Source organism: Pararhizobium sp. IMCC3301, assembly GCF_030758315.1.
Lineage (GTDB): Bacteria > Pseudomonadota > Alphaproteobacteria > Rhizobiales.
Genome location: NZ_CP132336.1, coordinates 540,395 through 565,323, shown reverse-complemented (window position 1 = coordinate 565,323; position 24,929 = coordinate 540,395). Strand labels below are relative to the sequence as shown.

Here is a 24,929-nt window from a genome sequence, read left to right as displayed (position 1 = left end):
GTTACAAATATGAAAAAGATCACTGCGCAGTCGGTAAAGCCGCTGCTGACTGATGGCGCCGAGATTGCATTCCTGGATATACGAGAACATGGTCAGTATGGTGAAGGTCACCCGTTTCTCAGCGTCCATTTGCCTTACAGTAAAATAGAGACATACGCCCCAAAACTTATACCCTGCAAACAAGTGCGCTGCGTTTTGCTGGACAATGGAGACGGGGTCTCCGAACGCGCGTTCAGTGTTCTTGAAAATCTTGGGTATATGAATGTTATTGTTCTGGACGGTGGTGCTCCAGCTTGGGAGAAAGCAAGCTATAATCTCTTCAAAGGGGTAAACGTTCCCTCCAAAGCTTTCGGAGAGTTGGTGGAGCGGGAGCTGCAAACAAAATCTGTTACCGCCGACGAATTGCACAAGATGCAGGTAACGGATGAGAACGTGATTGTTCTTGATGGGCGCTCAGGCGAGGAGTTCAATAAGTTGTCTTTGCCAAAGGCAATGTCCTGTCCCAATGCTGAGCTTGGGTACCGGCTTCCAACATTATGCTCTGACCCGAAAACCAAAGTCGTTGTAAATTGTGCAGGGCGCACTCGTTCCATTATTGGCGCACAAACACTTGTACTTTTAGAAACGCCAAACCCGGTTTACGCGTTACAAAACGGAACCCAGGGCTGGCGTCTTGCGGGTTATGAATTAGATCATGGTTCAGAAATTTCGAACTTGCCAGAGCCTAGCAAAGAAGATTGGGAATCCGGCCTGTCAAAAGCCTTGGAACTCCAAGAAAAGTACGGACTGCAAACTATCGAAAATGAGACCGCTCAAGCCTGGTTGCGTGATCCGGCTATGACAACTTACTTATTTGATGTGCGGACCCGTGAAGAATATGATGCCGGCCATGCTCCGCGTGCACGTTTTGCGCCGGGTGGCCAATTGGTGCAGGCAACGGATGAGCAATTGGCGGTTCGCAATGCTCGCATTATTTTAAGCTGCGATAATGGTTTGCGCTCTGCGACTACGGCTATCTGGCTCATAGGAATGGGGCACCAGGTTTGGCTGTTGGATATAGCCACGCCACTGGATGATATGTTGGATCTGACCTCAGAGCCTGTGCGCGCGAAACAGACAATCGGTCTTGATCAGCTCAGGGAATACGCCAACGCTGGCACCAAAATTCTCGATGCGTCACCCGGCCTTTCTTATCGGGAAGGCCACATCAAAGGCTCAAAGTGGGTAACACGTGCGCGCATCAATTTTGAAGATCTTGGCAGTCCGGAAGATTGGGTCATTACCGGCAGCTGCCGTATCCTGATTGGCGGGATTGTTGCCGATGTGGAAGCCGCAACCGGCAAGACATTTAAGGGCGTAGTCAAAGGCACACAGGAAACCTGGGCCAAAGCAGGTCTTGAAGTGGTTGCAACACCGGACGAACCAAGTGAAGAAGAATGCATTGATTATCTTTTCTTTGTCCATGACCGTCATGATGGAAACCTTGAAGCTGCCCGGCGATATCTTGAGTGGGAGCTTGGTCTTCTGGCCCAAATGGATCAGCAGGAAAAGAGCGTCCTGAACCCTCTGCTTCCAGCCGCCACTTCAAGGAGAATCAATGTTGCGACGTGAAACCAAACTGGTGCAATTTGGCCGCACCGAAGCACCTGGCCCCGCAAACCCTCCTGTCGTTCGTGCTTCTACCATTCTGCATGATACGGTAGCTTCATATGAGGCAACCAAAGCGCGTCGCGAAACTGATGATGCCGTCTTGTCCTATGGACGGCGCGGAACAACGACCGCCCACCAACTTGCAAGATCAATTTGTGAGCTTGAAGAGGGGGAGGCTTGCTTCCTGTTTCCCTCTGGAGTGGCAGCGATAGCGGGCGTTCTTTCAGCGCTTTTGAGACCGGGAGATCATCTTCTTGTGGTCGATACAATCTTTCCTGCCACCCGCATATATTGCGAGAAATATCTAAAGCGAAACGATATAAGCATCGACTACTTCCCTTGGGATGCCACAGATCTTTCAAACTGGGTCAAGCCAGAAACAAAATTGGTTTTTGTAGAATCGCCAGCCTCGCAGACTTACGAGGTGATGGACCTGCCGCGACTTTGTGAAAGTGCTCATGCGCTTGGATTGCATGTGGTCGCCGACAATACCTATGGGTCCGGATGGCTATATCAACCTCTTAAACTCGGTTGTGACGTGTCAATCATTGCGGGCACAAAATATTTAAGCGGCCATGCCGATGTCATGATGGGGTGCGCAACGGTCAAGGGCGAGATGATCATGCCGATACGATCACACGTTCATATGACCGGACAGATTTTGGCGCCGGATGAAGCATATTCCTGTCTGCGGGGTATGCGGACGCTTGGCTTGCGGCTGGAAAGACACGGCGAAAATAGTCAAACAATTGCCCACTGGCTATCAGAACGGCCAGAAGTTGTAGAAGTCTTGCATCCGTCTATGGAAGGCATGCGGGGGTATGAAATCTGGAAACGCGATGCATCAGGCAGCAATGGCTTGCTAAGTGTCGTTTTTCAATCGGAGTTTGATACGGAAGCATTCATGGATCAACTGAACCTCTTCTCTATTGGTAGTTCATGGGGCGGCTTTGAGAGCCTGGCTATGCCCATTCAACCGAAAGAAGGACGCGAATTGACGACGTCTGATAATGTTGGCCCGATGATCCGATTTCACATTGGTTTGGAGCACGTCGACGATCTGATTGAGGATATGGCCGATACTTTTTCAAATATGCATCATCTAAAAGCCTGATCGAAAATTAATACGCATTGATTTCAATTCTTTACGCCATCGCGGCGCTTGACGATCTCGATGGTCGGCCATCTATGTATTGAAAGCCGTTTTCAGTTTTTGCCCGGCATAACCGTCCTCGGGGAACAGATGGACAAGGCTGGGGAGGCTCTCTTTCGTGGAGGATTACCAGGCCATCCGATCCTGCATTGTCGTTGCAAACAACAGAGAATCATAACCTGCTGGAACCACTCAAAATAATTTTTGGTTGGCCTCTTAGATATCGACCTTGCCCAGCACTTCTAGGCGCTTGTCGACATAATTGCCGCACAATTCCAGCAAGGTGTCGGTTTGGCCGGAAAAGAAGTGGTTGGCTCCTGGCAATGTCTCATGATCAATGGTGATGCCCTTTTGGGCTTTCAGCTTGTCAACCAGCGCCTGAACATCCTTCATCGGCACAACTTTGTCGGCATCGCCATGGACCATCAGACCCGAGGCAGGGCAGGGCGCGAGAAACGAAAAATCATACAGGTTTGCCGGCGGGGCAATGGAGATGAAGCCTTCGACTTCGGGACGGCGCATCAGCAACTGCATGCCAATCCAGGCACCAAAGGAAAAACCGGCAATCCAGCAGCCGCGCGAATCCGGGTGAAAGGTCTGCACCCAATCCAGTGCTGCTGCCGCATCCGACAATTCACCGGTGCCATGATCAAACGTGCCCTGGCTGCGGCCAACGCCGCGAAAATTGAAGCGCAGCACGGTAAAGCCGCGCCTGACATACATATAATAAAGTTCGTAAATGATCTGGTTATTCATGGTGCCGCCAAAACGCGGATGCGGATGCAAAATCATCGCAATCGGGGCGGTTTTCGACTTTGAGGGCTGATAGCGGCCTTCCAGACGGCCTTCCGGTCCGTTGAATATGACTTCTGGCATGATTTCAGTCCTCTTGACGGCACTTTGACAGTGCACAGGGTTGTGCATTAAGCGTCCTTGCGGCAGGGCGCATGACGTATTTCTTGACAGCGTTTCGGGTGCGTCCTACTTGGTAGTTTAGAATGATTAAAAACTAGCTCGGGATGCGCACAGGCTCGGATGCGCTTGTTAACACCATTTTCTACCCGGCTGGCAACAATGTCCTGCAGCTTGTCGGACAAAGAAGGCGATTTTTTTCAGCCATGAGGGTTTATCTCGACCATAATGCCGGTTCTCCCCTGCGTCCGCAGGTGAAGCAGGCTGTCATGGAAGCGCTTGATCTGGCTGCAAATGCCTCCTCTGTCCATGAGGAAGGCCGCAAGGCAAAAGGACTGGTGGAACGTGCCCGGCAGAGCGTCGCTAACATGGTTGGCGCAGTCAACGGGGCTGTGACATTCACCAGTGGCGGATCGGAAGCCAATGCCACAATTCTTCAACCCTGCATCATTGTTAAGGGTAAAACCATTTCGATTGACCGGCTTCTTGTCTCGGCCACCGAGCACGATTCGGTTCTGAAGGGCGGGCGGTTTGCGGCCGGGCAGATTGACATCATTCCGGTTGATGCGGATGGTATTATCGATCTGGCTTTCCTGTCAGACCGGTTATCGAGCAGCCGATCCAATAGCAAAACGGCGCTTGTTGGGGTCATGCTCGCCAATAATGAAACAGGCGTTCTGCAGCCAGTTGAAGCCGTGGGGCAGCTGGTCGCGGAGCATGAAGCCTATTTTCTGTGCGACGCTGTACAGGGTCCGGGCAAGTTGGCTGTCGACATTGAGCGGGTCGGAGCGCATTTCCTGACGCTGTCGTCGCACAAGCTGGGCGGCCCGCAAGGTGCCGGTGCCATTGTCAGACGCTCGGAGGCCTATGCGTTCCAGCCGCTGATACGCGGCGGCGGGCAGGAGAGTTTTGGCCGTGCGGGAACGGAAAACATCGCGGCCATACACGGTTTCGGAGTGGCTGCTGAACTGATCGCGGAAGATGCGTCCGAGCGGGACCGGATTGCGGCCCTGCGCGATACAATGGAGCAGCAGCTGACCGGAGTGGTGGTGCTGGGCTCGAATGTGGACAGACTGCCCAATACAAGTTGTATCTCAGTGCCTGGCCTGACCGCGGAAACCATACTTATCTCTCTGGATTTGCTGGGATTTGCCGTGTCATCAGGTTCGGCATGTTCCTCTGGCAAAGTCGGCGTCAGCCATGTATTGACTGCGATGAATGTGGCGCAAAGCACGGCGCGCGGTGCTTTGCGGGTCAGCCTAGGCTGGAACACCACAGGTGAACAGGTAAAACTCTTCGTCGAAGCCTTTAATAATATGGCGGCAACCCTATCTTCCAGACAACGGGTAACGGCCGCCTGACACCTTGCAATACGCAACAACCTGCAGCCTTTGAAGCTGTGACGGATGGAGTAAGATATGCCAGCAGTTCAAGAGACAATTGAACAGGTCAAAGAAATCGATGTCGACAAATACAAATACGGATTTGTCACCGATATCGAAATGGACCTTGCGCCCAAGGGCCTGAGTGAGGACATTGTCCGTTTCATCTCTGAAAAGAAGAATGAGCCGGAGTGGATGCTGGAATGGCGGCTCGACGCCTATCGGCGCTGGAGAACCCTGGAAGAGCCGACCTGGGCGCGCGTCGAATATCCCAAAATCGACTTTGATGATCTGTATTATTATGCCGCTCCCAAATCCACCTCTGGACCCAAAAGTCTGGATGAAGTGGATCCGGAATTGCTGGAAACCTACAAGAAACTCGGTATCCCGCTCAGCGAGCAGGCGGTGTTGGCCGGTGTTGAAGGCGCGCGTGTTGCGGTCGACGCGGTGTTTGATTCCGTCTCGGTTGTCACCACCTTCAAGGAGGAACTGGCCAAATCAGGCGTGATTTTCTGCTCTATTTCGGAAGCCGTGCAGAAATATCCTGAACTGGTGAAGAAATATCTCGGCACCGTGGTGCCGATAACCGACAATTTCTATGCCACGCTGAATGCGGCGGTGTTCTCCGACGGCTCGTTTGTTTACATCCCCAAGGGCGTGCGGTGCCCGATGGAACTGTCGACCTATTTCCGCATCAATGAGGAAAAGACCGGCCAGTTCGAGCGGACACTGGTTATAGCCGATGAAGGCTCCTACGTGTCCTATCTGGAAGGCTGCACAGCGCCGATGCGCGATGAAAACCAGCTGCATGCCGCGGTGGTTGAACTGGTGGCGCTGGATGATGCCGAAATCAAATACTCCACCGTGCAAAACTGGTATCCCGGTGATGCCAATGGCAAGGGCGGCATCTATAATTTCGTCACCAAACGGGGCGATTGTCGCGGCAAAAACTCGAAAATCTCGTGGACACAGGTGGAGACAGGCTCTGCCATTACCTGGAAATACCCAAGCTGCATTCTGCGCGGCGAGAATTCGCGGGGCGAATTTTACTCGATCGCCATTTCCAACGGGCGGCAGCAGGTCGACAGCGGCACCAAGATGATCCATCTAGGCAAAAACTCCTCCAGCCGGATCATCTCAAAAGGCATTTCTGCGGGGCGCTCGCAAAACACCTATCGCGGACTGGTGTCGGCGCACCGCAAGGCCGCCGGAGCGCGCAATTTCACCCAGTGCGACAGCCTGCTGATCGGCAATGAGTGCGGCGCCCATACGGTGCCTTATATTGAATCGAAAAATTCAACTGCTGTGTTCGAGCATGAAGCGACAACGTCAAAGATTTCTGACGATCAGATGTTCTATTGTCAGCAGCGCGGCATGAATGACGAAGAAGCGGTTGCGTTGATCGTCAACGGTTTTGTCCGCGATGTGATTCAGCAATTGCCCATGGAATTCATGGCTGAAACACAAAAACTGATCGGAATCAGCCTCGAAGGCTCCGTCGGTTAATTCATATAAAACAATGATCTGGCCCGAAAAGCTGCCAGAATGATTCAGATGTTCAGGACTTAAACATGTTAGAAATTAAAAATCTTCACGCCACTGTCGATGGAAACGAAATTCTGCGCGGCATCGATCTGACCATCAAGGCTGGTGAAGTTCATGCCATTATGGGTCCGAACGGCTCGGGAAAATCAACACTGTCCTATGTTCTGGCCGGCAAGGATGATTACGAGATCACCGAAGGTGAAATCCTGTTCAACGGCAAGGATCTTCTGGAGATGAAACCGGATGAACGCGCCGCCGCCGGTGTGTTTCTCGCCTTCCAGTATCCGATTGAAATTCCGGGTGTCGCGACCATGACCTTCCTGCGCACGGCGATGAATGCCCAGCGCAAGGCGCGCGGCGAAGCGGAATTGAACACACCTGATTTCATGAAGATCGTGAAGCAGAAAGCAGCCGAATTGAAAGTGTCCCCGGACATGCTGAAACGGCCCTTGAATGTCGGCTTTTCCGGTGGTGAGAAAAAGCGCAATGAAATTATGCAGATGGCTCTACTGGAACCGACGCTTTGTGTGCTCGATGAAACCGATTCCGGACTGGACATTGATGCGTTGCGGGTTGTGTCCGATGGCGTCAATGCGTTGCGCAGCCCGGAACGTAGCATGCTGGTGATTACGCATTATCAGCGTTTGCTTGATCACATTATTCCCGATGTGGTTCATGTCATGTCGGCAGGCAGAATAGTCAAATCCGGCGGCAAGGAACTGGCGCTGGAACTGGAAGAAAAAGGCTATGCCGACTATGTGGACGCGGCATAGGGGCAGGGACAGATATTATGACTGCTCAACCGCAGAATTTACAAACCCAGGCCGAGACGGCGCTATTGCAGCTTCTGGCCAATCTGAAACTTGATGGTGCGCGCCTGGAGGCGGCCGACCGGCTGCGAAAAAAGGGGCTTCCGCACCGCCGCGTCGAGGAATGGAAATACACCGATCTTCGGGCGCTGCTGAAGGATGTGCCGCCCTTGCCCGGACGGGTCGCACAGGCGCATGCAACGACCGGCGGTCAGGACGCACTTGTTCCGGCTGATATAATTCTGAACGTCGTCAATGGCGTTCCTCAGGACTTTGAAACAGATACGGCATCGCGATCCGGCAAAGCCAACGCCAACAAGGCTGTTTCAATCAGTCGCGGAATCGCGTCTTCAGCGGGCTTTCACGAGAAAGCCAGTGTCACCGTTGACCTCAATCTGGCTCTGGCGTCCTCCGGCTTTGTCATCAAGGTCGGCAAGGCTGAGCAGGCACCGGTGATATTCATTGATCATAGCGTATCCGGTGGCGATGCAGTGACGGCAGCCTGCCGCCACTCGATTGTTGTGGAGGCAGGTGCAAAGGCGGTTCTGGTGGAACGCTTTTCCGGCCCAGACGGGCTCGGCTATATTGCCAGCGGCGGGCTTTCTGTGCGTGTTGAAGATGGTGCAAGCCTCACTCATGCGCGCGTTGTCAGTGAGGGATCACAGTCGTCGCATCTTGGTGCCATCGGCGCACGGATCGGAACTGACGCCACATATGAGCCATTTGTCATGACGATTGGTTCGCACCTGGTGCGGACAGATATTCATGTGACCTTTGAAGGCGAGCATTCCCATGCCGGGATTCGCGGCGCAACCCTCGTCAAGGGCAAGCAGCATACGGATATGACGCTTGAGGTCGATCATGCGTCGCCCAATTGCACCAGTGTCGAGCAGTTCAAATCGGTGATTGCCGATGATGCGCGGGCGGTGTTTCAGGGCAAGATCATGGTCAAGTCTATTGCCCAGAAAACCGATGCGAAGATGATGAGCCAGGGATTGCTGCTGTCTGAGAATGGCGAGTTTCTCAACAAGCCTGAGCTTGAGATTTTCGCCGATGATGTGGTCTGCGGCCACGGTGCAACCTGCGGCGATATCGATGAGGAGATGCTGTTTTATCTGCTGTCGAGGGGCATTCCCAGTGCCATTGCCGAAACCATGATGGTTCAGGCATTTGTTGCCGAGACAATTGAGAACACCGAGCAGCCCGAGATCATAGAAGCTCTGGAATCCATCCTGGCTGACTGGCTGGCGAGGCGCTGAGCCTGAAACGAGGCAAATTGGACATGGACACACTCTCAAAAGACGACAAGACGGGCTCACAAGACGACAAGACGGGCTATGACGTGATGGAAATCCGCAAGGATTTTCCAATTCTGGCCCGTGAAGTTTATGGCAAGCCGCTGGTTTATCTGGATAATGGGGCGTCCGCGCAAAAGCCGACAGCTGTACTGGAGGCGATTCAGAGCGCCTATTCCGAAACCTATTCAAATGTGCATCGCGGCCTGCATTTCCTCTCCAATGCCTCTACAGATTTATATGAATCTGCCAGGGAAACCGTGCGCGGTTTCCTGAATGCCGCTTCAGTGGACAACATTATTTTCACCCGCTCGACCACAGAAGCTATTAATCTGGTGGCCCGGTCGTTCGGCGGGATGACAATCGGCGAGGGTGACGAGATTGTGCTCTCCATCTTCGAGCATCACTCCAATATCGTGCCGTGGCATTTTCACAGAGAGCAGAATGGCGCAGTTCTGAAATGGGTGCCGTACCGGGAAGATGACAGTTTTGATCTGGAGGCGTTCGAGGCGGCGCTGAGTGAACGCACAAAAATTGTTGCCATCACACAGATGTCGAATGTGACGGGTACGATTGTTCCGATCAAGGAAATTTGCCGTATAGCGCATCAGCGGGGCATTCCCGTTCTGGTCGATGGCAGCCAGTCGGCGGTGCACATGGCTGTCGATGTCGAAGCGCTCGATTGTGATTTTTTCGTCATGACAGGGCACAAATTATACGGTCCTTCGGGCATAGGCATATTGTACGGCAAGCCGGAATATCTTGAGAAAATGCCGCCCTATATGGGTGGTGGCGAGATGATTCTCGACGTGATGGAAGACGCCATCACCTATGCGCCGCCGCCGCATCGCTTTGAAGCCGGCACGCCACCTATCGTGCAGGCTATTGGGCTTGGGGCTGCTTTGACCTATATGCAGACTATAGGGCTGGACAGGATTGCGGCTCATGAAGCGGATTTGCGGGATTATGCGGCCAGGCGGCTGGGCGAGATGAATTCGGTCAAAGTGTTCGGAAACGCTCCGGGAAAAGGTGCGATTTTCTCCTTTGAAGTCGAAGGCGCTCATGCCCACGATATTGCAACCGTATTGGACCGTGAAGGTGTTGCGGTTCGGGCAGGAACACATTGTGCGATGCCGCTTCTGGCGCGCTACGGTGTCACTGCCACATGCCGGGCCTCTTTCGGCCTTTACAATACGCGCGATGAAGTCGACAGACTTGTGAAGGCGATTACAAAAGCGCAGAGTTTCTTCAGTTAAGACAGTCTGGATGTACAGGTGCTATGATGAGTGACGATGAAATGGGAAAATTTCTGCCGGAGGATCATCCGCTTCATGTGCCGGAGGCAAAACCTGCTCCTGAGATGAAATTGATGGAAGACGGGACCGGTCAGCCACAGCCAGCCCCCCGCGAGGGAACCAATCTGACGCCGGAAGAGCAGCAGCGTCTGACTGAGGATATCATCGCGGCGCTGAAGACGGTCTATGACCCGGAAATTCCGACCGATATTTACGAACTCGGTCTGGTCTACAAGGTGGATCTGACAGATGACCGGGATCTTGATGTGGATATGACGCTGACTGCTCCGGGTTGTCCGGTTGCCGGTGAAATGCCAATCTGGGTCGAGAACGCTCTGAGTTCCGTACCCGGCATCGGGCAGGTCAAGGTGAATATGGTGTTTGACCCGCCCTGGACACCGGAACGCATGTCCGAGGAAGCCAAAGTGGCTCTTAACTGGTTTTAGGGAGCGATCCGATGGGTGCTTTTCAGGTTCTAACATTGACTGATGCCGCTGCCGACCGCGTGCGCGAAATTACATCCGGCTCAAACGGAGCTGCGGGTATTCGGGTCGGCATCAAAAAGGGCGGTTGTGCGGGCATGGAATATACCATTGATCTGGCCCGCGAACCCGATCCAAAAGATGACAGTGTTGAAGTGGACGGGGCAACGGTTTTTGTTGATCCGGGCGCCGCGCTGTTTTTGCTTGGCACGCAGATGGACTATGAGATTACCAAGCTGCGGTCCGGTTTCGTTTTTAACAACCCGAACCAGACCTCTGCCTGCGGCTGCGGCGAATCTGTGACGCTGCAGGCCGCCATCCCCAACGGCTGAGTTCCTCTGGGTGGGTTTCTTTGAGTCTTTGAAGGACAATTGTGCTGACGAATGGCGCGCCTATACGCGTCATGAATTCGTCCTGCAACTGGGTGCCGCGACGCTTCCCAAGCCTGCATTTCAAACCTATCTGGTGCAGGATTATCTGTTTCTGATTCAATTTGCACGGGCCCATGCGCTGGCGGTCTATAAATCCACCAACCTTCAGGATATGCGGGACGCTGCTGCGGGCGTCTCGGCTATTCTGGATGTGGAGATGGATTTGCATGTCCGGCTTTGCGCGGATTGGGGACTGTCTGCAGCCGATCTGGAGCATAGCGTGGAAGCCCCGCAAACCATTGCCTATACACGGTTCGTTCTGGAGGCCGGGCACGCCGGTGACATTCTCGATTTGATGGTTGCTCTTGCACCCTGCATGCTTGGCTATGCTGAGATCGGTCGCTGGCTGGTTGCGGAACATGGCAAGCCTGAGGCAAATCACCCCTATCAGACCTGGATCAACGAATATGCCGGGCAGGCTTATCAGGACGTCGCACAGGCGACCCTGCTAACCCTTGAAAAACACGCTTCTGAACTGCTGACACAAGGCCGGCAGAATCGTCTTTTCCATCTGTTTAGCCAAGCGACCAGGTTGGAAGCCGAGTTCTGGCAGATGGGGCTGACGTCAGTCTAAAACAGATTATGCCCCCGGGCTTTTCAGCCAGCGCATCTGCCGGTTCATTCTCTGTGTCGGAATGATATTGCCCTTCGAGCGTTCAGCTTTGTTTTGTCAAATTTCAGGGTTGGTATCAGATAAAAATCCGGTAAATAATGGGGTTGCCGGAATCCGCTCTTCAGATATGGTCTCCCCCGGAAGGCAATGCCGGCAAACTGGTAAACTTCGTCCCCCATGCAGAGAATCACTTGATGCCCAAAGCCTCCATTCGCGTTTATCTGATTTTTCTGGTGGGAGCGATTGTCGTTCCGATGCTGATCTTTACGGCTTTTCTGCTGGCGGAACTTGGGGCGAAGGAAGCCGCTGCACTGGAACGCAGAACCTTGCGTGAAGCGCGTAGCGTGGTTGGCAAGATTGAACCGATTCTTGCGGAAATGAGAACCACACTGCAGGCGGTATCGTCGGCTCCAGAACTGCGCGCTGGCGATTTTAGAACTTTCCACAGCAGAACTCGGGAAGCGCTGAGTCAATCCAATATTTTTGTCATTGTTCTGGATGGTGAAGGAAACCAGCTCCTCAATACCCGCACACCCTTCGATCAGCCATTGGGCAAGACCTCTAATATGACTGCATTTGCGGAAGTCCTGGAGAACGGTGATTTTACTGTTTCGGATGTCTTTCTTGGCAAAACCAGCGGCAAGGTGGTTTTCAACGTCATGCACCCATTGAGATTTGGATTGGATAATCCGGCCCGAATCATTGTTACAACCAAGAATGCGGACGAACTGGGTGAGGCAATTCAGACTGAAGGGTTGCCGGACGGCTGGCAAACAGCAGTGCTGGACAAGGCGGGAAATGTGGTATCGGCCACAGATCCGGAGTTGAAGGTCGGCGTGCCGCCGCCGTTTTATAGCAGGCAGATTGAGGGCGGTCTGAGACTTGGAGGAATTTACCGCGGCGATTTTGATGGCGTGCCGGGCATTGCAGCACGCGTTGCCTTTAACAACTGGCAATGGAGCGCGATTGTCTGGGGCCCGACTTCGACCGCCCAGGCGACGATTTTGTCGACTTGGAAAAAACTGATTTATGGAGGCCTTGGCCTGTTTGCGCTTTCCATGCTCGCGACCTATTTCGTTGCCCGTTCATTGAGCGCCAGCATTCGCAGACTTGCCCGGATGGCGGACCGCATGGGGGAAGGAGGAATCGTTTCTCCAATTTCGTCCAACATCAACGAATTCAATATTGTTGCCAAAACCCTCTCCACTGCCTCCTTCGACCGGGACCGAGCCGAAGAACAGCTTCGGATTGTAATGGATGAACTGGCGCACAGGTCCAAAAACCTGATGGCCATCATTCAGGCCACCATTCGGCAGTCAGCCAGGGGCGCAACCTCGGTCGATGAGTTCAAGGAAGTTATTGTAGGCAGGATAGGGGGGTTGGGCCGGTCCATTGATCTGTTGACGCAGACTCACTGGAAAAATATCAGCCTTGAAGGGTTGGTCAAACATCACCTGCAGAATTTCATGAATTCGGATGCGCAATTGACGGTTACCGGCAAACCGATTCTGCTGAAATCTGAGGCCGTTCAGAATCTTGGTCTGGCGCTTCATGAACTGGCCACCAATGCCGTCAAATATGGAAGCCTCTCAACACCCAGGGGCTCTGTCGAAATTGGTTGGGAAACGTTCAGCGGAAGTGATGACAGCGAGCAATTCAGACTGACCTGGGTGGAAAAGGGTGGACCGCCATCTGCCCCGCCGGAAAGGTCCAGTTTCGGAACACAGATCACGACAACCCATATGGAAGCCGCGTTTATCGGTAATGTTGATCTCGAATATGCTCGCGATGGCCTGCGATGGAGCTTGAAGGCACCGTTGAGGAACTTTGTCGAGGATGAGGCATCAAACTGACAGCGGGCCCCTGAACACCTGAAATGCGGCCCTCCCATAGAATTTCCGAAACGCAGGTGACATCAGGTCGCGACGAAGCTTGCGCTGTCCATGATCATTGTTCAGGACACCATCCGGTCTTCGTCGAAATCGGGTTTGTCGGACATTACGCAGTTTCGTCCTGCACGTTTGGCGGTATACAGGGCTGCATCCGCACGCTCAATCAGCGAGGCTGCGATATCGTCTTGCTCAAATCGCGCAACGCCTGCCGAAATGGTCACGTTGCCAAGCTTCTCACCGGTGGAACGTTTCAGCAGTTTTCGGTCCTTGATTGCTGCGCGAATACGGTCAGCTTGCATGACCGCCTCATCCAGAGACGTATCAGGCATGATCACTGCAAACTCTTCGCCGCCATAGCGGGCAGCAATATCAACGGCCGTAATGGAATTCTTGATGGTCATCCCGACAAGACGCAGAACCTGATCGCCGGTCTGATGGCCCCAGGTGTCATTGAATTGTTTGAAATGATCGATGTCGATCATTATCAGGCAGAAAGTGGTGCCGATACCGGAACTGGCCTGGACCTTCCGCGCTATGGTCTGTTCAAACAGGCGGCGATTGCCCAGTCCGGTCAATTCATCTGTCAAATTTTCAAAGCGGGCAGCTTCCAGATTGTCTTTCAGTTCAGCAACCTGAATCTGCGATTCCTTGAGCCTTTCTTCCATTTTCTTGTTGGAAGCGCGAACGATGGCGGTGGCTTTGACAAGATCGTGAACCACGGATTTCACGGTTTCGGAATTTTTGGCTGCGCCCAGCTCCGTTGAAAGCGTGGACAAAGTCGATGAATATTCGTCGCTGACCTCTATGCTTTCGTCAATACCGTCAAGTATCGCCTCGATCTGGTCGCTGAAATCGCTGCCGAACTGGTCGAGCTTGTCACCTAGCCGGAAGGGCGAGAGAAATGTATCATACAGATAAGTGGTTTCTTCCAGCGTGACTTTGCCACGGGAGCGTAGAATCTCGTTGACTGCATTGTTGAGTTTCTGGTCAAAGCCAGCGGAATAGGTGTACCAGAGTTCATAATGACGCGGAAATGCCGGCACTTCGCAGCGTTTTATTTGTTTTAGCGCTGCTTCTCCGTGCACCAGAGTGCGCCGAAAGTCCTCAAGCTCTGCCATAGTCTAACCGGTATCCATAACAAGAATTATGAATTGTTATAATGATACGCTTAAGACTGAGTTAACTTGGGCTTTGAGAAAATTTGAACAGAAAAACTGCTCAACTTAGTTCAGATTGACGGACCGAAGTAAAAATGCGGGAACGTGATCTGCTTCGGCAAAAGGCACATTGTCATTCGCGGTCTGCTTGCGCCGGTTTGCAGTTCTGGGGCTGCGCGGTTTCGGAGAATCTTCATCTCTGGTGGCCTTGCCAGGCTTTACAGTGGCAGTTGTAGTATCGGATACAGTATTATCATCTTTAGATTTAATAACCTTCTCCGGTTTTCTCGTTCTGCCTGTATTCCGTTTTTGCCTTCTGCTGCCGGACTCAGCCGAAACTTCGTCAGACACTGTGTTGGCCGTTTCCTCAGATTTGACTTTTTCTGGCGCTGGCTGCGATACGCTGCCTGGTACGACCAGCGGTATTCCGAGCAGTTTTTCCACCGCATCGAGATATTTCTGTTCTGACCGGGACACCAGTGTAAACGCCGTGCCGCTACGCCCGGCGCGACCGGTTCGGCCGATGCGGTGGACGTAATCCTCGGCATGGGTCGGCACATCAAAATTGAATACGTGGCTGACTTCCGGAATATCGAGCCCGCGCGCCGCAACATCACTGGCCACCAGCAGGGTAGTGCTCAGATCCTTGAATGATGCCAGCATCTTCATGCGGGCATGCTGGTCCATGTCGCCGTGCAATGCGCCGGCGTTGTAGCCGTGGCGTTCCAGCGAGCGGGCCACTGTCGCCACATCGCGTTTGCGATTGCAGAAAATGATTGCGTTCTGAAGATCCTTGGCATTGTCAATCAACTGACGCAATGCAGCGCGCTTTTCGCTGGGTTTGCTGCCGCAATGAACCACGTTCTGGGTGACAGTCAAAGCTGCTGAAGACCGTGCGGCCACTTCAATTCTTGCCGGATTATGTAGGAACTGGTCGGCCAGCTTCTGAATTTCTTTGGGCATGGTCGCCGAGAAAAACAGCGTCTGGCGCGTGAAGGGAATCAATTTGCAGATGCGTTCAATATCCGGGATGAAACCCATATCAAGCATGCGGTCCGCTTCATCGATCACAAGAATTTCGACACCAGTCAAAAGCAGTTTGCCGCGCTCGAAATGATCCAGCAGACGGCCTGGGGTAGCAATCAGCACATCAGCGCCGCGCACCAGCTTCTTTTCCTGTTCGTCGAAGGAGACACCTCCGATCAGCAGCGCCACATTTAATTTGTGGCCGGAGCCGTAAATCTTGAAGTTTTCCTCAACCTGGGCGGCCAATTCGCGAGTCGGCTCCAGGATCAGGGTGCGGGGCATGCGCGTGCGGGCACGGCCTTTTTCCAGCAGGGTCAGCATCGGCAGTGTGAAGCTGGCGGTTTTACCGGTTCCGGTCTGCGCTGTTCCCAGCACATCGCGTTTCTGCAGAACATGCGGAATTGCGCCCGCTTGAATGGGAGTCGGTTCGGTATAGCCAACACGTTCCACAGCTGCGAGAACTTTTGGGCTTAGTCCAAGGTCGTTAAATGTCATCTGAGGCTTTTCGGAGATGGGTTCTGAACCAATCTGTTGCGACGCGAAACTTGGCGTCATTCGGTTGTTTCCGGCAACATAGGGTAACAATGTGAAATGTCAACGAATCTCCGAAGTATCAGTTACTTGCTACGCCAAAAGTATACGTTTTTCTGTCTAAAAAAATAATCTGCAGCTATAGCGCGCATCAGGACCATTGTTCGCGTCAGCTTCCAGTTTAATGCGCCACTCGCATTTGCGCCGAAACTGGACTGACAAGCCTGTATTCTCCTCAACCAGCAGATCGATTTATTGATCTGGAGCGAATAGGGCACAGTTTGGTTGTTTGCAAAAGCATGATAACCAGTTGATTATAAAGTATTTTTGTTTCGTCTGGATGAGCCGACAGGCGTGCCTTTATGGCTATTTGTCATAAGCCATTTTCTCGCCAACCCAACAAACCACCCGGATGACGATATAGCCGCAAGCGTTTGCTGCACAGTTTCAACGGCAAATGCCTGGGTGTTCATGAACAGAAGAATGTCAGCATTGTAAGCCGCGCATTAACGCTGAATCAGTTTTGCTGCGTCATACAACGACTATGAACCTGTTTTCGGTCGCGACCGGATTGGTGGAGCGTTGCAGATTTGCTGCGGGAACCAAGATTTTTTTAAATATCCAATTCGCTGGCGAATTCCGCATTTTCCTGAATAAAGCTGAAACGGGCTTCGGGCTTGTTTCCCATCAATTGTTCGACAGAATCTCTGGTTTTGTCGATTTCCGCTTCTTCGATGCGTACCTTCAAAAGCGTACGTGTGCCGGGGTTCATTGTGGTTTGCTTCAACTGGGCAGGCATCATTTCGCCCAGACCCTTAAAGCGGCCAATGTCGATTTTGCCGCGGCCTTTGAAGTCGCTTTCCAGTAATTCATCCTTATGCGCATCATCCCGGGCATACATGGTTTTGCCGCCCTGGCTGAGGCGATACAGCGGCGGCACCGCCAGATAGAGGTGCCCGTCTTCGATCAGATCCGGCATTTCGCGGTAGAAGAAAGTAATCAGCAGGGATGCGATGTGGGCGCCATCCACATCGGCATCCGTCATAATGACTATCTTGTCATAGCGCAGATCGCTGGAGCGGTAATTGACGCGAAGACCGGTCCCCAAAGCCTGACACAGATCAGACAATTGTTGATTGGCCGCCAGCTTTTCACGGCCGGCATTGGCAACATTGAGGATTTTTCCGCGCAGTGGCAATACAGCCTGATTCTTGCGGTTGCGGGCCTGTTTGGCGGAGCCACCGGCGGAGTCTCCTTCAACGATAAACAGCTCAGATCCGGAGGCCGCGCTGCCCGAACAATCCGCCAGCTTGCCCGGCAGGCGCAATTTGCGGGTGGCGCTTTTGCGGTTGATTTCCTTTTCTTGGCGGCGGCGCAGGCGTTCCTCGGCACGGTCGACAACCCATTCCAGCAATTTGGAAGCTTGTGAGGGAGATCCGGTCAGCCAATGGTCAAACGCATCGCGTATCGCGCTTTCAACAATCTTTGTGGCTTCGCCGGATGCAAGCTTGTCTTTGGTCTGTCCAACAAATTCCGGTTCGCGAATAAACACCGACAGCATGGCAGCAGACGAGGTCATCACATCATCTGCGGTGATGATCGAGGCGCGTTTGTTGCCAGTCAATTCCGCATAGGCTTTCAAGCCGCGGAGCAGGGCGGTTCGTAGCCCGCTTTCATGGGTGCCACCATCGCCAGTGGGCACCGTGTTGCAGTAGGATTGAACAAATCCGTCTCCTGCGAACCAGATCAAAGCCCACTCGACAGATCCATGTCCGCCGCGGCGGCCTGCCTGGCCGGAAAAAATCTCGTCTGTGACACGGTGCTTTGTATCCATCTGGTCTTCCAGATAGTCCTTAAGTCCCCCTGGAAAATGATAAGTGCCTTCCAAAGGCGTGGTGTCCTTGTCGCCAAGCAACGCGGGATCGCAACGCCAGCGAATTTCGACGCCGCCAAACAGGTAGGCTTTTGCACGGGCCATTTTGAACAGGATGGCCGGTTTGAAGCGGGCGCTTTCACCAAAAATCTGAGCATCGGGATGAAAGGTAATTTTGGTGCCCCGGCGATTCTGTGTGTCGCCCAGCTCCTCAAGTCTGCTGGTGGCATGACCACGCGAAAAGGTCTGCCGGTACAGCTTGCGGTTCCGGGCGACCTCGACTTCCAGCACATCCGACAGGGCATTGACCACGGAGATGCCAACGCCGTGCAGGCCACCGGAGGTCTCATAGACCTTTGAATCGAATTTTCCGCCTGCATGCAACGTGGTCATGATGACTTCCAGTGCAGAACGGTCTTTGAATTTAGGGTGGGCATCGACTGGAATACCGCGGCCATTGTCGGTTACGCTGAGCGAGCCGTCCGCGTTGCAACTGACTTCGATCCAGTTGGCGTGCCCTGCGATCGCTTCATCCATCGAATTGTCGATGACTTCGGAAAACAGATGATGCAGCGCTTTTTCGTCCGTGCCGCCAATATACATGCCGGGGCGCTTGCGGACCGGTTCCAACCCCTCCAGGACTTCGATGTCAGCAGCGGTATAGGCTTCGGGATCGCTGAAATTTCCCGCAGTCCTCCGCTTCGCAGTGGATTTTTGCGGCGCATGCGGCTGCGATGCCTGGGAAGATCCGGCGGCGGGGCTGCCAAAAAGGTCCTCTGCGTTGCTCATTTCCTGTAGGGGTCCCATGATGATTCGGTCGATCGACTATAGACAAAGATAGAACAAAAAGTGGCAAAGGCGGCTACTGAGCCACGCATTTTTCAGGGATTGCGCTTTTTTGCCCGTCATTCTGTCTGCTTGGGTGCAGAATGCAGAGCCAAGGGCAACACCCGACACCCATTGCTTTGAGGCAAACCCGCAGCAAGCGGTAGGCGAGTGGAACCGGAAGCGGTGGATCTGCACGCATTCTGGATGATCCGGATCAGGTTCCTTGAAAAAAAATGCCTTGTCTGAACCTTGGCAATAAAAAGTTTACCTTAATGGGTCATGTTGAAAGCCGATCTGGTCAGGTATTGTGTCGAGGATCACATGGGCGACAAGTCCACACCAGCCGGCGAACCTAATGTGTATTTAGGTTCGCCGGCTGCTGTTAAATACTCAGCTGCTCTGGAAGCAGCATTGCGGGCATCTGAATTTCAGATTCGCCTGCCTATATCTGTGGGAACTTTGTTTTTACTTTTTTTCCTGGTTTTTTATCTTCTTTGAAACAACCAGAACACGGTGCAACCAAGTGCCCCTGTTGTGCGAGGCAGTGTTCCCGCGAATTGTATTGAAATCCGTGTAGCAGATCTGCGTCTCCGGTTGAGTGCGTCCGGTTCACTTTAAGTTTTTCAAAACTCAACTGCGCCGAAAGTTCACAAAGATACTGACAAAAAAGGCGCCCGCAGGGGGCGCCTTTCGTGTGATCGTATCTGCTGTAATCAGACAGAATAATACATGTCGAATTCAACTGGATGCGGTGTGTGTTCGTAGCGGATGTTTTCTTCCATCTTCAAATCGATATAGGCGTCGATCTGATCATCGTCCATGACACCGCCGGCTTTCAGGTAATCGCGGTCGGCATCAAGACATTCAAGCGCCTCGCGCAGGGATGCGGCCACTGTTGGAATTTCAGCCAGTTCCGCTGGAGGCAGATCATACAGATCCTTGTCCATGGCTTCGCCCGGATGCATTTTGTTCTTGATGCCGTCAAGACCGGCCATCAACAGGGCGGTGAAGGCCAGATACGGATTGGCGGTCGGATCGGGGAAGCGAATTTCAACGCGCTTGCCCTTCGGCGAGGCGCTGAACGGAATACGGCAGGATGCAGAGCGGTTGCGGGCCGAGTAGGCCAGCAGAACCGGAGCTTCGAAGCCGGGAACCAACCGCTTATAGGAGTTAGTTGACGGGTTGGTGAAGGCGTTAATGGACTTCGCATGTTTGAGAATGCCACCGATGTAAAACAGGCAATCTTCCGACAGATCAGCATACTGATTGCCAGCAAACAGCGGATTGCCGTCTTTCCAGATAGACTGGTGGCAGTGCATGCCGGTGCCGTTGTCGCCATAGACCGGTTTTGGCATGAAGGTGGCTGTCTTGCCCCAGGCATGGGCGACCTGATGCACGACATATTTGTAGATCTGCTGGTGGTCAGCCATTTTTGTCAGGGTCTGATAAACCAGGCCGAGTTCGTGCTGTGCTGATGCCACTTCATGGTGATGCTTTTCAACGACAACACCCATCTGCTTCATTTTCTGCAGCATGTCGCCGCGCCAGTCCTGTCCGGAATCTACCGGCGGTACCGGGAAATAACCGCCCTTGGTGCGGGGCCGGTGCCCCATATTACCGCCCTCATATTCGGAATAATTGTTGCTGGGCAGTTCCGAGCTGTCGAGCAGGAAGCCTGTATTGTAAGGCTCGGTCGAAAACCGCACATCATCGAACACAAAGAACTCAGCTTCCGGTCCAACATAGACGGTATCGCCGGCGCCCGAAGATTTGACGTAGGCTTCGGCCTTCTTGGCTGTCATGCGCGGATCGCGATTATAACCTTCACCGCTGATCGGATCGAGAATATCGCAGAAAATGGCGAGGGTCGGTGCCTGAAAGAACGGGTCTCTGGTTGAGGTTGATGCGTCTGGCATCAAGGTCATATCGGACTCGTTGATGGCTTTCCAACCGGCGATGGAAGAGCCGTCAAACATAACGCCATCGGCAAACATGTCTTCATCAACGACCGATGCGTCCATCGTCACATGGTGCATTTTTCCGCGCGGATCAGTAAATCGCAAATCGACATACAGGATGTCTTCATCTTTGATCTGCTTCAGGATGTCATTTTCGGTGGTCATAGATCGCTTCCCTTTGATCTTTCATTCAGTGTTTGCAAAAAGGGGCCTTTTTCAAAAAAAGCCCCGAAAAACTTATGGAATATTTCAGTCAGATTGCTTCGTCACCGACCTCGCCGGTGCGAATGCGGATTGCGTTCTGCACATCGCTGATGAATATTTTTCCATCGCCGATGCGACCGGTCTGCGCCGCGTCGCGAATGGCGTCGACCGCACGTTCCAGCATTTCGTCGGGCACAAACAATTCGATTTTCACCTTGGGCAGGAAATCCACGACATATTCAGCACCCCGGTAAAGCTCGGTGTGGCCTTTCTGGCGTCCAAATCCCTTGGCCTCAAGCACGGTGATGCCCTGAAGACCGACTTCCTGCAACGCTTCTTTGACCTCATCAAGTTTGAAGGGTTTGATGATGGCTTCAATTTTTTTCATGCGCTTCCTCGATTTTGAGCATAACCGAATTCCGGCTCTTTTATAGTCCGGCAGAGGACATTGCGTGCCGTTACCATATGGATAGCAAAAACCATGCCAGTTCAAGACAACCCGGGAAAATCAAGAATTGAGGGATAAAATGGCAGAGCTCCGGGCATTGGACTTTGGAGACGTCGTAGCAAAAGAGTTTGATCAGGGCTGCGCATAAATGCCGTGCATCATATTTGTGCATATTTATGCCTAAATAATGCGCAATGCGCCATTTACTGGTGAAAGATTGTGCAAGTGTGGCTCGCTGGGCGTATTTGAAGTTGAGGCGATCCTCTTGGTTTGCTGATAATAAGGATTTCGGCGGGTTTTTGTTGACCCTTTTGAACAGCTTGATATAGAGGCGCGATCACATTGGTATCGCCTTGAGATGCCGACTGGTTGCGTATCTGCAAATTGCGGGCGTGGTGGAATTGGTAGACACGCAAGATTTAGGTTCTTGTGGCGCAAGCTGTGGGGGTTCAAGTCCCTCCGCCCGCACCAGATCTATGTGCACATCAAGGTTGGACACAACGGAACATGCCGCTGGCCGAAAATCGGACAGCCGGCCAAATTAAATGTCAGGACGACAGAGATGCAGGTTAATGAAACTCTGAACGAAGGTTTGAAGCGGGAACTCGATATTGTCATTCCGGCCTCGCAGATGAAAGATCGCATGGAAGCCAAACTGGTGGAAATGAAGGGTCAGGTCCAACTGAAAGGGTTCCGCAAAGGCAAGGTGCCGGTGGCTCACCTGCGTCAGATGTATGGCAAGTCCATCATGAGCGATATTCTGCAGGAAGAGCTTAACCAATCTTCCCAGAAGGCGATATCGGACCGTTCCGAAAAACCCGCCATGCAGCCGAAGATCGAACTTCCTGAAGATCAGGGCGCCGCCGAAAAAATGCTCAACGGAGAGGCGGATCTTGCTTACAAGATTTCATATGAAATCGTGCCTGCGATCGAGGAACTTGATTACAGCAAACTGGCCATCGAACGGCCTGTGGTTGACGTCTCCGACGAAGACATTAACAAGCGCCTTGAGGAAATCGGCGAAAGCAACCGTCCTTACGAAACAAAAAATGGCGCTGCGGAAGATGGCGACCGGTTGACGATTGCCTATCTTGGAAAGTTGAACGGCGAGCCGTTCGAAGGCGGGCAGGACGATAATGCGATGCTGGTTCTGGGGTCAAACCAGTTCATTCCCGGATTTGAAGAGCAGCTGATCGGAGCCAAAGCCGGTGATGAAAAGACCATCAAGGTGACATTTCCAGATGATTACCAGGCTGAGTTGCTGAAGGGACAGGACGCTGAATTTGATGTCACTGTCCGTGATGTCGCAGCGCCCGGCGAAGTGGTTCTGGATGACGAATTTGCAAAACGCCTCGGCCTGGAATCGCTGGACAAGCTGCGCGAAGCTGTGCAGCAGCAAGTTGAAGGGCAGTTTGGCAGTGCCACAAGGCAGAAAGTGAAACGTCAGCTTCTCGACCAGTTGGATGAGATGCATACATTTGACCTGCCACCGACTCTCGTCGAGCAGGAATTTGAGAATATCTGGCGTCAGGTTACCCACGATATCGAACATCATGGCAAAACCTTCGAAGACGAAGGCACCACCGAAGAGGAAGCCAAAGCAGATTACCAGAAAATTGCCGAACGCCGTGTTCGCCTTGGTCTGGTGCTTGCCGAAATTGGTGACAGCAACAAGATCCAGGTCAATGACGAAGAATTACAACGTGCGCTGATCGAGCAGATCCGCCAGTTCCCTGGCCAGGAACAGCAGGCGTTCGATTATTACCGGAAAAACCCGGAAGCAATGGCCAGCCTGCGCGCGCCGATCTTTGAGGAAAAGGTTGTCGATTACCTGCTGGAACTGGCCACGGTGACCGACAAAACCGTGACCAAGGAAGAGCTGACCGCTGATGAAGACGATGATGACGCGCCTCATCATGACCACGATCATGATCACGATCACTAGGATCTGATCGTCGCAAAACACAGTGCGACAATATTGATATGTGCGAAGACCCCGCATGGTGACCATGCGGGGTCTTTCTTATGTGGAGGACTGTCAAGGTTGGTGCGGATGCTGCGCGTGCGATCCGGCCGCCAATTATCCGTTCGAGACCAACAACGACCTTGATGCCGTCACTTCGTGGCGAGTTCAGCAATCTGATTGGCAGAGCGTAGATTGCGAGCAGTTACGGCTACGCCAAGAGCCTTTTCTACCTTGGTTGCAACCTTGGAGCTGTTAAAACCTTCAGGCGTGTGGAGATAGAAAACTGAACCTAACAACGCAAAGTTCTCGCTCGGCTTTTTGACTTGTTCCAGCTTGATCAGCTCAGGATTAACGGCTGGTTCAGACAGGAAAAATAGGTGGACATTTTTGGGTTCATCTTCACCTGCAGGATAAGGATTATCTGCAATTGCCGTGAGCAAATCATCTTTTGTAATAACCAAAACCTGAGGTCGAAATTTCTGTTTTTGTTGGATGTGGTCTGCAATCGAACCTGACAATGTCAGAGCGTCACCATCCTCACAGTCAAAAACACAATTACCACTTTGTATGTAAGTTTGGACGTTTTTCAGCCCAAGTTCTTCGAGGATCGCACGTAAATCCTTCATCGGGAGGACGTTTCTACCCCCGACATTTATCCCTCGTAGCAATGCGATCCAAGTCTTCATGCGTAATGACTAACACAAACTTGTGGAATAAGTGAACGGCAGCATTGTCCTCCACATCGGACCATGATCTGGCCGCAACAACGTTCCCGACAGAAGTTGGAATTCTGCCGGATCGGGGCTAAACTAGGGCTGTCACCGAGCTGCGTAAGCCTTTTCCTGTTCGTGGTCCGCGACAAGATGCGGAATCACCAAGTCCCTCTTTGGGTACCCGCCGGGAGATGAAGGTGCTGCCCTTTTTAACAGTCGGTTATCCTGACCGGGCCACGGCCACGATGGCCTTTTTGCGGAACGCCCGACATGGCGAAATGGCGGTTGTAGAGGGCAATGGCTTCGGGATCGCGCCAAGTCCATTGCCACACTGCATCGACAAGAATGCCGTGCAGCGGTTTCTGACCCACCGGCCTGATCCGGGCGCGAGCGTGACTGCCGCCGCTCAGGCTGACCACAGGCGCGAGGCCGAGATGGCAGGTCACTTCCTCGGGTCGGTGGTACGGAACTCGTCAAGAGCCCCGACCACTTGCGTTTTCGGTTGACAGGCAATTGTCTTCCTCCCTGACGACGACACACATAGATGGGCAATCGCCTGATCAGGTGATGTGAAAAAAATCACCGGCGCGGACGTCGTTGATGACACGGTTTGATTTTTCAGCTAGCGTGGCCGGGCTATCCGGGAATTCCGGGCCGGCAACGGGAGAGAGTTGTTTGCTGTGACACATCAGAGCAAACGCCGCCGAAGGTGAAAATACCCATAATCTCTCAGGCAAAAGGACCGTTGTCGGAAAAGCGCTCTGGA

The 24,929-nt window shown here is 52.9% G+C and carries 20 protein-coding genes, 1 tRNA gene, 1 pseudogene and 1 riboswitch; of the genes and pseudogenes, 14 read left to right on the top strand and 8 right to left on the bottom strand.

Annotated elements, in window-relative coordinates; translation table 11 throughout:
* Positions 1 to 9 precede the first annotated feature (9 nt).
* On the top strand, positions 10 to 1,611 hold the full coding sequence (locus RAL88_RS02545; RefSeq protein ID WP_306267077.1) for a rhodanese-like domain-containing protein: 1,602 nt from the start codon (positions 10 to 12) through the stop codon (positions 1,609 to 1,611).
* Positions 1,598 to 2,764, top strand: coding sequence for a cystathionine beta-lyase (metC, locus tag RAL88_RS02540; protein ID WP_306267075.1), 1,167 nt, complete (start codon positions 1,598 to 1,600; stop codon positions 2,762 to 2,764). Before RAL88_RS02545 ends, metC begins: the two co-directional genes overlap by 14 nt.
* Positions 2,765 to 3,019: 255 nt before the next feature.
* Here metC and RAL88_RS02535 read toward each other — a convergent pair whose 3' ends face one another.
* Positions 3,020 to 3,679, bottom strand: coding sequence for an alpha/beta hydrolase (locus tag RAL88_RS02535; RefSeq protein ID WP_306267074.1), 660 nt, complete (start codon positions 3,677 to 3,679; stop codon positions 3,020 to 3,022).
* 242 nt (positions 3,680 to 3,921) lie between these two features.
* Here RAL88_RS02535 and RAL88_RS02530 point away from each other — a divergent pair, with 242 nt between their 5' ends.
* From RAL88_RS02530 to RAL88_RS02490, 9 genes are all read left to right on the top strand, one after another.
* Positions 3,922 to 5,076: a cysteine desulfurase family protein gene (locus RAL88_RS02530; RefSeq protein WP_306267073.1), complete on the top strand. Its 1,155-nt coding sequence runs from the start codon at positions 3,922 to 3,924 to the stop codon at positions 5,074 to 5,076.
* 57 nt (positions 5,077 to 5,133) lie between these two features.
* Positions 5,134 to 6,603, top strand: coding sequence for a Fe-S cluster assembly protein SufB (gene sufB / locus RAL88_RS02525; RefSeq protein WP_306267071.1), 1,470 nt, complete (start codon positions 5,134 to 5,136; stop codon positions 6,601 to 6,603).
* Positions 6,604 to 6,668: 65 nt separating this feature from the next.
* Positions 6,669 to 7,415 (top strand): Fe-S cluster assembly ATPase SufC, encoded by a 747-nt coding sequence (sufC, locus tag RAL88_RS02520; RefSeq protein ID WP_306267069.1) that lies wholly within the window; start codon positions 6,669 to 6,671, stop codon positions 7,413 to 7,415.
* Between the two features lie 17 nt (positions 7,416 to 7,432).
* Positions 7,433 to 8,710: a Fe-S cluster assembly protein SufD gene (gene sufD, locus RAL88_RS02515; protein ID WP_306267067.1), complete on the top strand. Its 1,278-nt coding sequence runs from the start codon at positions 7,433 to 7,435 to the stop codon at positions 8,708 to 8,710.
* A 23-nt stretch (positions 8,711 to 8,733) separates the two neighbouring features.
* On the top strand, positions 8,734 to 10,002 hold the full coding sequence (locus RAL88_RS02510; RefSeq protein WP_306267066.1) for an aminotransferase class V-fold PLP-dependent enzyme: 1,269 nt from the start codon (positions 8,734 to 8,736) through the stop codon (positions 10,000 to 10,002).
* A gap of 113 nt (positions 10,003 to 10,115) precedes the next feature.
* Entirely contained in the window at positions 10,116 to 10,487 is a 372-nt protein-coding gene (locus RAL88_RS02505) for an SUF system Fe-S cluster assembly protein (protein WP_306269565.1), read from the top strand.
* An 11-nt stretch (positions 10,488 to 10,498) separates the two neighbouring features.
* Positions 10,499 to 10,855 carry a Fe-S cluster assembly scaffold SufA gene (gene sufA / locus RAL88_RS02500; RefSeq protein ID WP_306267065.1) on the top strand — a complete coding sequence of 119 codons (357 nt, stop codon included), beginning with the start codon at positions 10,499 to 10,501 and terminating at the stop codon, positions 10,853 to 10,855.
* Between the two features lie 10 nt (positions 10,856 to 10,865).
* Positions 10,866 to 11,528 (top strand): TenA family protein, encoded by a 663-nt coding sequence (locus RAL88_RS02495; protein WP_306267063.1) that lies wholly within the window; start codon positions 10,866 to 10,868, stop codon positions 11,526 to 11,528.
* 233 nt (positions 11,529 to 11,761) lie between these two features.
* Positions 11,762 to 13,420 carry a sensor histidine kinase gene (locus tag RAL88_RS02490; protein ID WP_306267061.1) on the top strand — a complete coding sequence of 553 codons (1,659 nt, stop codon included), beginning with the start codon at positions 11,762 to 11,764 and terminating at the stop codon, positions 13,418 to 13,420.
* Positions 13,421 to 13,521: 101 nt separating this feature from the next.
* On the opposite strand, the gene RAL88_RS02485 is transcribed toward RAL88_RS02490, so the two are convergent.
* The 3 genes from RAL88_RS02485 to parE all read right to left on the bottom strand — a co-directional run bounded on the left by RAL88_RS02485 (position 13,522) and on the right by parE (position 18,835).
* On the bottom strand, positions 13,522 to 14,577 hold the full coding sequence (locus RAL88_RS02485) for a GGDEF domain-containing protein (RefSeq protein WP_306267059.1): 1,056 nt from the start codon (positions 14,575 to 14,577) through the stop codon (positions 13,522 to 13,524).
* 105 nt (positions 14,578 to 14,682) lie between these two features.
* Positions 14,683 to 16,137 carry a DEAD/DEAH box helicase gene (locus RAL88_RS02480; protein ID WP_306267057.1) on the bottom strand — a complete coding sequence of 485 codons (1,455 nt, stop codon included), beginning with the start codon at positions 16,135 to 16,137 and terminating at the stop codon, positions 14,683 to 14,685.
* Between the two features lie 649 nt (positions 16,138 to 16,786).
* On the bottom strand, positions 16,787 to 18,835 hold the full coding sequence (gene parE, locus RAL88_RS02475) for a DNA topoisomerase IV subunit B (RefSeq protein WP_306267055.1): 2,049 nt from the start codon (positions 18,833 to 18,835) through the stop codon (positions 16,787 to 16,789).
* 360 nt (positions 18,836 to 19,195) lie between these two features.
* Here parE and RAL88_RS02470 point away from each other — a divergent pair, with 360 nt between their 5' ends.
* The gene (locus RAL88_RS02470; protein WP_306267053.1) at positions 19,196 to 19,372 is read left to right on the top strand and encodes a hypothetical protein; all 177 of its coding nucleotides are present in this window, start codon (positions 19,196 to 19,198) and stop codon (positions 19,370 to 19,372) included.
* 215 nt (positions 19,373 to 19,587) lie between these two features.
* Here the strand turns inward: RAL88_RS02470 and glnA are convergent, their stop codons facing one another.
* Positions 19,588 to 20,997, bottom strand: a complete 1,410-nt coding sequence (gene glnA / locus RAL88_RS02465; RefSeq protein ID WP_306267051.1) for a type I glutamate--ammonia ligase — start codon at positions 20,995 to 20,997, stop codon at positions 19,588 to 19,590.
* 88 nt (positions 20,998 to 21,085) lie between these two features.
* Positions 21,086 to 21,424 carry a P-II family nitrogen regulator gene (locus RAL88_RS02460; RefSeq protein WP_306267049.1) on the bottom strand — a complete coding sequence of 113 codons (339 nt, stop codon included), beginning with the start codon at positions 21,422 to 21,424 and terminating at the stop codon, positions 21,086 to 21,088.
* A 446-nt stretch (positions 21,425 to 21,870) separates the two neighbouring features.
* Between RAL88_RS02460 and RAL88_RS02455 the strand changes: the two genes are divergently transcribed.
* Positions 21,871 to 21,955 (top strand) — tRNA-Leu (locus tag RAL88_RS02455).
* Between the two features lie 91 nt (positions 21,956 to 22,046).
* Positions 22,047 to 23,429, top strand: coding sequence for a trigger factor (gene tig / locus RAL88_RS02450; RefSeq protein WP_306267047.1), 1,383 nt, complete (start codon positions 22,047 to 22,049; stop codon positions 23,427 to 23,429).
* Positions 23,430 to 23,599: 170 nt separating this feature from the next.
* Here tig and RAL88_RS02445 read toward each other — a convergent pair whose 3' ends face one another.
* Both RAL88_RS02445 and RAL88_RS02440 read right to left on the bottom strand, forming a co-directional pair.
* Positions 23,600 to 24,136, bottom strand: coding sequence for a DUF1697 domain-containing protein (locus tag RAL88_RS02445; protein ID WP_306267046.1), 537 nt, complete (start codon positions 24,134 to 24,136; stop codon positions 23,600 to 23,602).
* Between the two features lie 236 nt (positions 24,137 to 24,372).
* Positions 24,373 to 24,612 (bottom strand): annotated as a pseudogene (locus RAL88_RS02440) (transposase); the annotation flags it as partial.
* A gap of 202 nt (positions 24,613 to 24,814) precedes the next feature.
* A riboswitch (glycine riboswitch) is annotated at positions 24,815 to 24,918 on the top strand.
* Positions 24,919 to 24,929 lie beyond the last annotated feature (11 nt).

What these genes read in the sequence shown, in the direction of transcription:
- sufB (WP_306267071.1), top strand. Translation starts at nt 5,134, where the DNA reads ATGCCAGCAGTTCAAGAGACAATTGAACAGGTCAAAGAAATCGATGTC.
- RAL88_RS02485 (WP_306267059.1), bottom strand. Translation starts at nt 14,577, where the DNA reads ATGGCAGAGCTTGAGGACTTTCGGCGCACTCTGGTGCACGGAGAAGCA.
- RAL88_RS02535 (WP_306267074.1), bottom strand. Translation starts at nt 3,679, where the DNA reads ATGCCAGAAGTCATATTCAACGGACCGGAAGGCCGTCTGGAAGGCCGC.
- RAL88_RS02470 (WP_306267053.1), top strand. Translation starts at nt 19,196, where the DNA reads ATGGGCGACAAGTCCACACCAGCCGGCGAACCTAATGTGTATTTAGGT.
- RAL88_RS02505 (WP_306269565.1), top strand. Translation starts at nt 10,116, where the DNA reads ATGGAAGACGGGACCGGTCAGCCACAGCCAGCCCCCCGCGAGGGAACC.
- parE (WP_306267055.1), bottom strand. Translation starts at nt 18,835, where the DNA reads ATGAGCAACGCAGAGGACCTTTTTGGCAGCCCCGCCGCCGGATCTTCC.
- RAL88_RS02460 (WP_306267049.1), bottom strand. Translation starts at nt 21,424, where the DNA reads ATGAAAAAAATTGAAGCCATCATCAAACCCTTCAAACTTGATGAGGTC.
- RAL88_RS02490 (WP_306267061.1), top strand. Translation starts at nt 11,762, where the DNA reads ATGCCCAAAGCCTCCATTCGCGTTTATCTGATTTTTCTGGTGGGAGCG.
- metC (WP_306267075.1), top strand. Translation starts at nt 1,598, where the DNA reads ATGTTGCGACGTGAAACCAAACTGGTGCAATTTGGCCGCACCGAAGCA.
- RAL88_RS02545 (WP_306267077.1), top strand. Translation starts at nt 10, where the DNA reads ATGAAAAAGATCACTGCGCAGTCGGTAAAGCCGCTGCTGACTGATGGC.
- RAL88_RS02445 (WP_306267046.1), bottom strand. Translation starts at nt 24,136, where the DNA reads ATGAAGACTTGGATCGCATTGCTACGAGGGATAAATGTCGGGGGTAGA.
- sufC (WP_306267069.1), top strand. Translation starts at nt 6,669, where the DNA reads ATGTTAGAAATTAAAAATCTTCACGCCACTGTCGATGGAAACGAAATT.
- glnA (WP_306267051.1), bottom strand. Translation starts at nt 20,997, where the DNA reads ATGACCACCGAAAATGACATCCTGAAGCAGATCAAAGATGAAGACATC.
- tig (WP_306267047.1), top strand. Translation starts at nt 22,047, where the DNA reads ATGCAGGTTAATGAAACTCTGAACGAAGGTTTGAAGCGGGAACTCGAT.
- RAL88_RS02510 (WP_306267066.1), top strand. Translation starts at nt 8,734, where the DNA reads ATGGACACACTCTCAAAAGACGACAAGACGGGCTCACAAGACGACAAG.
- RAL88_RS02530 (WP_306267073.1), top strand. Translation starts at nt 3,922, where the DNA reads ATGAGGGTTTATCTCGACCATAATGCCGGTTCTCCCCTGCGTCCGCAG.
- sufD (WP_306267067.1), top strand. Translation starts at nt 7,433, where the DNA reads ATGACTGCTCAACCGCAGAATTTACAAACCCAGGCCGAGACGGCGCTA.
- sufA (WP_306267065.1), top strand. Translation starts at nt 10,499, where the DNA reads ATGGGTGCTTTTCAGGTTCTAACATTGACTGATGCCGCTGCCGACCGC.
- RAL88_RS02480 (WP_306267057.1), bottom strand. Translation starts at nt 16,137, where the DNA reads ATGACATTTAACGACCTTGGACTAAGCCCAAAAGTTCTCGCAGCTGTG.